The sequence below is a fragment of the Mesorhizobium sp. M7A.F.Ca.ET.027.03.2.1 genome, from assembly GCF_003999175.1.
Taxonomy (GTDB): domain Bacteria; phylum Pseudomonadota; class Alphaproteobacteria; order Rhizobiales; family Rhizobiaceae; genus Mesorhizobium.
The window spans coordinates 1-9788 of sequence record NZ_RZOM01000097.1; the positions used below are offsets into that span (position 1 = coordinate 1).

8 protein-coding genes are annotated in these 9788 nt (G+C 63.0%); 5 read left to right on the forward strand and 3 right to left on the reverse strand.

Going from position 1 to position 9788, the window contains the following annotated elements; translation table 11 throughout:
- The 3 genes from EN750_RS06830 to EN750_RS06840 form a co-directional block, all read left to right on the forward strand.
- Positions 1-1301, forward strand: a 1301-nt coding sequence (locus EN750_RS06830) for a glucoamylase family protein (RefSeq protein ID WP_127395980.1), incomplete at its 5' end; no start/stop codon positions are given.
- Positions 1243-2823 (forward strand): FAD-containing oxidoreductase, encoded by a 1581-nt coding sequence (locus tag EN750_RS06835; protein ID WP_281062271.1) that lies wholly within the window; start codon positions 1243-1245, stop codon positions 2821-2823. The genes EN750_RS06830 and EN750_RS06835, both read left to right, overlap by 59 nt.
- A 230-nt stretch (positions 2824-3053) precedes the next feature.
- On the forward strand, positions 3054-4220 hold the full coding sequence (locus EN750_RS06840) for a glycosyltransferase family 4 protein (RefSeq protein ID WP_245482640.1): 1167 nt from the start codon (positions 3054-3056) through the stop codon (positions 4218-4220).
- A 100-nt stretch (positions 4221-4320) separates the two neighbouring features.
- Here the strand turns inward: EN750_RS06840 and EN750_RS06845 are convergent, their stop codons facing one another.
- From EN750_RS06845 to EN750_RS06855, 3 genes are all read right to left on the reverse strand, one after another.
- Positions 4321-5223 carry a hypothetical protein gene (locus EN750_RS06845; protein ID WP_245482641.1) on the reverse strand — a complete coding sequence of 301 codons (903 nt, stop codon included), beginning with the start codon at positions 5221-5223 and terminating at the stop codon, positions 4321-4323.
- A 300-nt stretch (positions 5224-5523) separates the two neighbouring features.
- On the reverse strand, positions 5524-6099 hold the full coding sequence (locus tag EN750_RS06850) for a DUF1349 domain-containing protein (RefSeq protein ID WP_127395983.1): 576 nt from the start codon (positions 6097-6099) through the stop codon (positions 5524-5526).
- 78 nt (positions 6100-6177) lie between these two features.
- A complete protein-coding gene (locus tag EN750_RS06855) occupies positions 6178-7617 on the reverse strand; it encodes an aldehyde dehydrogenase family protein (RefSeq protein WP_127266939.1) in 1440 nt (479 codons plus the stop codon).
- A gap of 269 nt (positions 7618-7886) precedes the next feature.
- Between EN750_RS06855 and EN750_RS06860 the strand changes: the two genes are divergently transcribed.
- Entirely contained in the window at positions 7887-8546 is a 660-nt protein-coding gene (locus tag EN750_RS06860; protein WP_164748900.1) for a TetR/AcrR family transcriptional regulator, read from the forward strand.
- 211 nt (positions 8547-8757) lie between these two features.
- Positions 8758-9788, forward strand: a 1031-nt coding sequence (locus tag EN750_RS06865) for an FAD-binding oxidoreductase (protein WP_145967465.1), incomplete at its 3' end; no start/stop codon positions are given.

Below are 9788 nucleotides of genomic sequence, written 5' to 3' on the forward strand. Positions count from 1 at the left end.
GCTATCAGCGCGCCGCCTTCGACTATTTCCTCGAGAACGTGAACCCCGAAAACGGATTGGTCGCCGACACGTCGCGGCCGAATTCGCCGGCCAGCATCGCTGTCGTCGGCTTCGCGCTGTCCAGTTATCCGATCGGCGTCGAGCGCGGCTGGATGGCGCGCGATGCCGCCGCGAAGCTGACGCTGGCCGCGCTGCGCTTCTTGTCGGCCAGCCCGCAAGGCCATAGCGACGACGTCACCGGCCACAAGGGTTTCTACTACCATTTCCTCGATATGCGGACCGGCCTGCGCGTCTGGCGCTGCGAACTGTCGATGGTGGATACGGCGTTGCTGATATCGGGCATGCTGGTGGCGGGCGCCTATTTCTCCGGTGACGATGACGAGGAAGCAGAAATCCGCCAACTGGCCGAGGCGCTCTACCGGCGCGTCGACTGGCGGTGGGCACAAGGCTCAAGCCCGACCTTGCGACAAGGCTGGAAGCCGAAGAGCGGCTTTCTCCACTATGGCTGGGAGGGCTACAACGAAGCCACGATCCTCTACATCCTGTCGATGGCTTCGCCCGACAGCCCGACCTCGGACAACAGCTACGAGGGCTGGACGGCGACCTATCAGTGGGAAAACATCTACGGCTACGACGTGCTGTATGGCGGTCCGCTGTTCATGCACCAGTTCTCGCATGCCTGGATCGATTTCGCCGGCATCCGCGACGCCTTCATGCGCGAGAAGAACTCGGACTATTTCGAAAACAGCCGCCGCTCGACCTATCTGCACCGCGACTATGCACGCCACAACCCTTACGGCTATGGCGGCTACGACGAGAACCTTTGGGGTCTTTCGGCGGGCGACGGGCCAGGCGGCTTTCGCACCAGCGTGGAGCGACAGCGCCGGCGGTTTTCCGGCTATGCCGCGCGCGGCGCGCCGTTCGGGCCCGATGACGGGACGATCGCGCCTTGGTCCTATCCGGCATCACTGCCTTTCGCCCCGGAGATCTGCCTGGCGGCGTTGCGCCATCTCGGTGATCGCTACCCCGAGGTGATCGGTAATTTCCGACTGCCGAGCGGTTTTAACCCGACATTGGCGAACCGGCGTAAATTCGGGAGGCACGGCTGGGTGTCGGAAGGCCACTACGGGCTGGATCAAGGCATCGTGGTGATGATGATCGAGAACCATCGGTCAGGGTTGATCTGGAGACTGATGCGGTCAAATCAACACATCCGCAACGGCCTGCGCAAGGCCGGGTTCAATGGCGGCTGGCTGTCTCAGCCAGCAAGCCCGGCGTCGGGTGGCGGCGATGTCGCGTGACCGGACCAGGACTACCGCCTTTCCTGTCGATCACAACGACATCGAGCTGATCAAGAGCGCCCACCCGCCGCACTGGAAGAACCCGCAGCCGGACGGTCCCTACAACCTCGTCGTCATCGGTGCCGGGCCGGCTGGGCTAACCGCCGCCTACGAAGCGGCCGGCCTCGGCGCAAGGGTCGCGCTCATCGAGCGCAACCTGATCGGCGGAACTTGCGTCAATGTCGGTTGCATCCCGTCGAAGTCGATCATCCGCACCGCAAGGCTTTATGCCGACATGCGCGATGCAGAGAATTTCGGCGGCGACATGCCGGACCGTCTTCACGTCAACTTTCAGCGCGCCATGACGCGGATGCGGCAGATCCGGCAGCGGATCAGCCGCGCCGATGCCGCCGGTAGCCTGGTTTCCGAAGGCATCGACCTTTATTTCGGCGAAGCGCGGTTTTCCGGAAGGGACACTGTCACGGTCGCCGGACAAATCTTGCGTTTCAGGAAGGCGCTGATCGCGACAGGCGCGCGCCCGAGGCTGCCGACGATCCCGGGGCTTGCCGACGCCGGTTATCTCAGCAACGAGACCATGTTCGATCTCACGGAGTGCCCGAAGCGGCTTCTGGTCATCGGCGGCGGACCGCTCGGTTGCGAGGCGGCGCAGGCCTTCTGCCTGCTGGGCGCGAAGGTCATCCAGGCGCAGCGCGAACCGATGTTCCTGCCCGGTGAGGAACGCGATGCCGCCCAGATCCTTTCGGACGCGCTGGCGCGCGAGGGTGTCGAGGTTCGCCTCAACACCGAGGTGGTGGCGGTGCGGACGGAAGGCGGCAAGAAGCTCGCCGACCTGGTGTGCGACGACATCACGACGACGATTTCCGTCGATGAGATCATCACTGGCATCGGCCGATCGCCCAATGTCGACGGCCTCGACCTGGAAAACGCCGGGGTGGCATACGATGCCGACGGTATCAAGGTGGACGACTGTCTCCTCACCACAAATCCGCGCATCTATGCGGCGGGCGATGTCTGCCTCGCCTACAAATTCACCCACACGGCCGAGGCGACAGCCCGCATGGTCGTACGCAATGCCCTGTTTCTCGGACGCAGGAAGCTGAGCGAACTGGTCATTCCGTGGTGCACCTATACCGATCCGGAGATCGCCCATGTCGGCCTCTATCCGGCGGAGGCGCGCCAGAACGGCATCCCGGTCAAGACCTATACAGTGCTGATGCACGATGTCGGCCGTGCGGTGATGGACGGCGAGGAGGAGGGTTTTGTCAAAATCCACGTCAGGGAGGGGTCCGACCGCATCCTGGGCGCCACGGTCGTTGCCAGCCATGCCGGCGAGATGATCAATGCGGTGTCGCTGGCGATCAAATCGGGCATGGGATTGCGTGCGCTGGCCGACGTCATCCATCCATTCCCGACGCAGGCGCAAGGCATCAAGATGGCCGGCGACGCCTATCGGCGGACAAGGCTCACCTCATCGTGGAAGCGTCTGGCGGGCCGCTGGTTGGCGTTGTCAAGGCGATGGTGACAGCAGCCTGCCGCAACTGGTGCATCTGACAATCAGCGACGATGCGGCGCTTGACGAAAGCCTCGTTCGGCTGAACAAGTCGAAGCCGATTGTTATGGTTTGGGGCCGTCGCGCATGCCGTCTGGAATGAAGCCTACGGCGCAAAGCCCAGAGTGCCCGCTTTGAAACCCGCGGGCGCACAACCGCTCGACGCTGTCTCCGCGGCGAAAGCCGGGCGACGTGTGCTGGTTGTGTCCCACGATCCAGCCTTTCCGCCGATCTCCGGCGCGGATCTGCGGAACTACCGCAATGCTGAGTCTGCTGCGCAATTCGGCCCGGTCTGCCTGGTGTCTGTGCTGCCGCAGGCGACGGAAACAACCGATCCGTCGATCCGCACCGAAGCCTTGTCGATCAAGGGAGAGGCCCGCTCCGCCTCGATCGGGTGGTGGCGTATAAGGGCGGAGCGTCGCATCTCGCGCGTCGCCTTGACGCGGCTGGAGACACTGGTTCGGGACTTCCGCCCGGACACGGTGGTGATCGAGGGTATCGGCCTGTTCAAGCTGCTGCGGCCTTTGCGGGCACTGACGAAACAGCTCATCCTCGACATGCACAATGTCGAGTCCGACCTGGCGGGACAGTTGCGGCACGTCGATGCGAAGCGGGCTGCGGTGGCGACGATCAGCGAGGGCCTTGGCATCAGGCGTCTCGAGAGAAAGGCGCTTGCCCTTGTCGACAGGGTCTGGGTCTGCTCGAGCCAGGATCGAGAGCGGTTGATGGCGCTTTCCCGGCACAAGTTGCCGATCGATGTCGTTCCAAACGGAATTCCGCACGCCGGGCACAGCCCCGAAACGCTGCCCGCCGAGCCCGTATCCGACGAAAGCTTTCCGGTGATCCTGTTCGTCGGCCATCTCGGCTATCCGCCAAACGTCGATGCCGTCCAGAGGTTAGCCGGCTCCATACTTTCGCGCATCCGACTGGCCTTGCCGACCGCGACACTGATTCTCGCCGGGCGCAACCCGACAACGGCCGTGCAAGCGCTGGCAGGATTGCCTGGCGTGGAGCTCGTCGAAGACCCCGGAGACATGGCGCCGCTTCTGTCGAGAGCGCATCTCACCATCATCCCGCTTGCGGCAGGCGGCGGCACCCGCATCAAGATTCTGGAGGCGATGGCGTGGGGCGTGCCGGTGATCGCCACGCCTCTGGCGGCCGAGGGCCTGGACCTGGTCGACGGGGAGGAACTGCTGCTGTCGGATACCGATGAAGGACTTGCCGAGACGGCTGTCGGACTCTGCCTGGATGCCGACCGCAGGGCACGGCAGCGCATCCGCGCGCATCAAGCGGTTTGGGCAAGGTTCGGCCCGGAAGCTATCCGCGATGCTGTCCGCGGCGGACTGGGGCTGGACGAGGCTGGCACATGATCCCTCACTCCACCAGATATGGAGGAGCGACATCGTTCCACATCGCTTGCAGGAGCTCCGCTTCGCACCGCGTCCAACCGGAATTTCGTGGCCTGCCCAATCAGGATGCGTGCAGAAGCTCTTGCCGAATGGGGCCGAGATAGGTTTGCGGATGCAAGCGTCGCCAAACATGGTCCCGGTCGGTCAGATGCGCGACCTGCTCTATCCAGCGTCTCGGCGCATCGGGGTCCCTCACCTCATGCCAGTCGTCGACGATAATGACAGGCAGGCCCTGGTAGAGCGGGTCGAGCGGCGAGGTCCTGGTGACGACGATGCAGCCGAGATAAAACAGCTCCCATGTCCTATGGCAGTCCAGGCCGTTGCCTTCGGTGGACAGCACGAGCGGGTATTGCGAGTACAGTCGCCAGATCGAGCGCTGCGAGACGCGTTTCGTCAGGAAATCGACGTGCGGACATCCGCCGAGGGCATCAAGCAGTTCCCGGCGCTGCCTCGAGCCATTGCTGATGCTGAAATCAGAGAACAGCCTGGGCGGGCGGCGGTCCACATGATCCTGCCGGGCGCGTATGATTTCCAGTTGCTTCACAAGCCCTGCCGGCGTGGCAAGGGACCGAGGCGTGTGAAGATCGAGCCCGATCGGGAAAGGCTTCACCCTGGGGTGAGTGCCATCACAATTCTGGCTGTACCAGGAGACCAGGAAAGGGTTGGCGAGAAGCTGGTCGACGGTGTCCTTCGCCAGATCCGACGGCACCGAAGCATCTCCATCGGTCGTCAGCAGCGTGAACGGTGCCGTAATCGTCGGCAGCACGATCCTGACGAACGTATCGAGGTCGCAGGTTTGCGCATCCCTGGACAAGGTGCTCAGGCGCAGCCAGACGATGCCATGCGCGCCGCTGTAATGTTGGCGGAAAAATGCCTCGCCCTGCGTCGATGCAGTTGGCGCGTTGCGATACCAGCGCGGCCCGGCGAAATCGCAGAAATGCCCGATGCCCTGCGACCACAGCACGGGCGGAACGCCAAGAAACCTTAGCGCCCTGGAATAGACGGCTCTTTTGACAGCCCTTCGAAACCTGCCCATCGGCAACTCCTAGCGCGGATGCCAATAGCGTTGCAACGTCCTTGCACCGCCGGAGCCGAACCAGGGGCCAAAAATTTCGAACCGTCTGGCGGCATCGCAACTGGCTGACGATCTCGCCGGCTGCAGTGCCGCGACAACCCCCCGGCTCGGCCGGAGGCACACGGCGGTCTACAGACTTGATTGTGGCAAAGGTCGAAGTGCTTGCGGTTCAGCGCAAGACCGCACGTCTCAATCGTGCAATTCCCGCGATATCGGCGGACCGAGGGAGAAATCCGAGAACGTTACCTCAAAGCCTTCGCGTTGCGGCGAACAGCACATCATGCCGATATCGACCGTCTTCGAGGTCGGGAAATAGGCAAGCCGCACAGGCTTCCAGTGGCCGTTGGAAGCATCGAGGTACTGGACGCGGATCGCTTCTGCGTGACGGGTCAACCGGATCCTGACGCCGTTCGGATCGGCATGAATGGCGACCAGCGACCAGTCTGACGTGTCGTTGGTGACGACGACGGAGAAATAGGCAAGGCCGTCGGTGTACTCGATACCGGCCTTGATCCAGTGCGTTTCGCTGAGCCGGACCATCAGCCCGGCCTGATCATAGAGGACCTCGTAGTCGCCCTTGACCGTGACTTCGGCGCTGAAATCGCCTTCGACCGGCCGGTGCAGGAAGTGGCCGTTGTCGCGACAGAAACCGTAGAAGGTCTCACGCCAGAAATCGGTCTCCTTGCCGGTGCGCACACGAACGCTATCGCCCTCGATTGCGTGGTGCGGCGGCGGGTTAAGCCAGGTCAGGTTCTGCACTGTCATCCCTTCGCGCCGCTCCAATCCAGATGTGCATGGCGGTGTGCCGGTCCGATCAGCCCGGCATGATCGGTCGACGGCCGATCAGCCTGCGAACGTATAGGCCGTCTTTACCGTGGTGTAGAACTCCGCCGCATAGTGGCCCTGCTCGCGCGGCCCATAGCTCGAGCCCTTGCGGCCGCCGAAGGGAACATGGAAATCGACACCCGCCGTCGGCAGGTTGACCATCACCATTCCGGCCTCCGAATTGCGCTTGAAGTGCGTGGCATGCTTGAGGCTCGAGGTGCAGATGCCGGAGGTCAAGCCGAAGGGCGTGTCGTTGGCGACGGAAAGCGCCTCGTCATAGTCCTTGACGCGAATGACGCTGGCGACAGGTCCGAAAATCTCCTCGCGCGAACTGCGCATGGCATTGGTGGCCTCGGTGAGCAATGCCGGCTGCAGGTAGAAGCCTGGCGTCTTGCGGTCGAGCCGCTCGCCGCCGAAGGCGAGCGTGGCACCTTCCCTGACGCCGATGGCGATATAGTCCTCGTCCTGCTTCAGCTGCGTCGCGTCGACGACAGGACCGATCTGGGTCTGCGCGTCGAGCGCATCGCCGATGACCAGTTTGCTCATGCGGTCCTTGAGGGCATCGACGAAACGGTCGTGAATGCCGTCAGCCACAATCAGCCTGGATGACGCGGTGCAGCGCTGGCCGGTCGAGAAGAAGGCGCCATTGAGCGCGCAATCGACGGCGATCGCAAGATCGGCATCGTCGAGCACGACCAGAGGGTTCTTGCCGCCCATTTCAAGCTGGAACTTGCGCATGTGTTCGATGCTTGCCGCGGCAACGCGCTTGCCGGTACCGACCGAGCCGGTGAAGCTGATGGCGTTGACGTCGGGACTGTCGAGCATCGCCTGACCGACGACCGAACCCTTGCCCATGACGAGATTGAGCACGCCCTTTGGCAGGCCGGCGCGATGCAGGATGTCGACAATGGTCCAGGCGCTCTCGGGAACCAGCTCCGCCGGCTTGAAGACGACGGTGTTGCCGTGGGTTAATGCCGGAGCGATCTTCCAGGCCGGAATGGCGATCGGAAAATTCCACGGCGTGATGATGCCGACCACGCCGACCGCCTCGCGCGTCATCTCGACGCCGACGCCCGGTCGCACACTCGGCACGACCTCTCCGGTTAAACGCAACGTTTCGCCGGCAAAGAAATCGAAAATCTGGGCGGCGCGAATGGTCTCGCCTATGCCTTCGGCCAGCGTCTTGCCTTCCTCACGCGCGAGATTGCGGCCAATCTCGTCCTTGCGCGCCAGAATCTCGTCGGAGGCCTTTTTCAGCACTGCGTGACGCGCCAGCGGACCGGAACGGGACCAAGCCGGGAACGCTGCCTTGGCCGCGGCGATCGCCTGCTTGGCCTGTTCGACACCCGCCGAGGCATAATCGCCGACGATGTCACCGGTATCCGAGGGGTTGATGTTGCGCGAACCGGCCTCGCCGACCCATTCGCCATCGATGAGGTTCTTTCGAAACAGCGTCATATCGTGTGTTCCTGCTTGTTGGCCGCGCGGGCATCTGTCTGAACTGGTATTTGCCAGACAATTGCCTCGCGGGAAAGCAAACAGTGAACCAGCAGCCGCGACAAAAATCCCCCCGCTTGCGCCGCGCGGATGGCGGGTGACGACATTGCCTCATCGAGCTTCGATGCGGCCAACATCCATGGTGCGTCGTCCGGCTTGGGCCGATTTCCTCTATACACTTCTGTCCATAGCCTTGATTTGCCTGAGGCAGCATGTCATGCGTCGTGCCGATGGCAGCTCTCGAAACGACGATTCAGCGCGCCGGCGCCACCGGCAATATCAAGGCCACTCGCGAAGACTGGCTGAAGCTTGCGCTCGAAACGTTGATCTCTGACGGTGTCGAACGCGTCCGCGTGCTGACACTTGGACAGAAGCTCGATGTGTCGCGTTCCAGCTTCTACTGGTATTTCAAGAGCCGGCAGGATCTGCTCGACCAGCTGCTGGATTACTGGCGGCAGACCAACACCAAATTCATCGTCGAACGCGCCAGGCGGCCATCCGCCACCGTCATTCGCGGGGTGATGAGCATTTTCGAATGCTGGGTGGACGAAAGGCTGTTCGATCCACAGCTGGATTTCGCGATCAGGGCCTGGGCCCGCCGCTCGCCCGCCATCCGGCGCGCCCTCGACGAGGCCGACGAGGAGCGTGTCAACGCCATCCGCGACATGTTCATGCGCCACGGCTATGAGGAAGAAGACGCGTTCGTGCGAGCCCGCGTGCTGTACTTCATGCAGATCGGCTATTACTCGCTTGAGCTCAACGAGCCGATGAGCAGCCGCCTGCCTCACGTCGCCGGCTATCTGCGCAGCTTCACCGGCCAGGAGCCTCCGGCGGAGGATGTCGAAGACTTCTCGCGCTATGTCGAGAAGACGCTTTCGCGCAACCGATAGTAAGGCCCGCTCGGCCGCCGCGGCCTGACGATTTCGCTTAGCGCATCCCAATAGCAAGCACGTTTGCTGCCGACAGCAGCAGAGGAGCCCCTCTGCTGCATCGGCGCAGAGCGGAGTCATGGGCCGCTCATTCCATCGCCTTTCCAAGCTCTAGACACATATGTACAATACCGATAGGGTTCGCCCCACTGAATGGGTGGAGTGCGACAGGATGAAATCCCAATACAGGGCGATCGTCATCGGCGGCGGCGTAGTTGGAGCCTCGGTGCTCTATCACCTGGCGAAGTTCGGCTGGAACGACGTCGCGCTGATCGAACGCGAGGTACTGACAGCGGGATCGAGCTGGCATGCGGCCGGCGGGTTCCATGCGCTGAACGCCGATCCCAACATCGCCGCCCTGCAGGCCTACACGATCGACCTGCTCTCCGAAGTCGAGAAGGAATCGGGCCAGAGCATCGGCATGCACATGACCGGCGGCATCTCGGTCGCCTCGGCGCCGGAGCGCTGGGAATGGCTCAAGGCCTCCTACCGCATCTTCCAGACCATGGGCATCGACGATGTCCACCTGGTCGGTGTCGATGAGATCAAGCAGCGCTGCCCGATCCTCAACACCGACGGCATGCTGGGAGGCCTCTATGCCGCGCGCGAGGGCCATATCGATCCCTCGGGCGTCGTGCACGCCTATGCCAAGGCAGCCAGGCTGCGCGGCGCCGACATCATCGAGCACAACCGGGTGCTGAAGCTCAACCGCCGCGCCGATGGCGGTTGGGACGTGGTCACCGAGAAGGGCACGGTGATTGCCGAGCACGTCGTCAATGCCGGCGGACTGTGGGCCAAGCAGGTTGGCAGGATGGCCGGCATCGACCTGCCGGTATCGCCGATGGAGCACCATTATCTGGTCACCGAGGCATTGCCCGAAATCCAGGTACTGGACAAGGAATTGCCGCTGATCGTCGATCTCGAAGGCTTCACCTACATGCGCCAGGAGCAGAAAGGCCTTCTGCTGGGTATCTATGAGGTCAACCACAAGCACTGGAACATGGACGGGGCGCCCTGGGACTACGGCATCGAATTGATCCAGGAAGACACCGACCGCATCGCCGACGAACTGGCGCTCGGCTTCAGCCGTTACCCCTGCCTGGAGACAGCTGGCATCAAACGCTGGGTGAACGGGGCCTTCACCTTCTCGCCGGATGGCAATCCGCTGGTCGGCCCGGTGCGCGGCGTGCCCAATTACTGGGT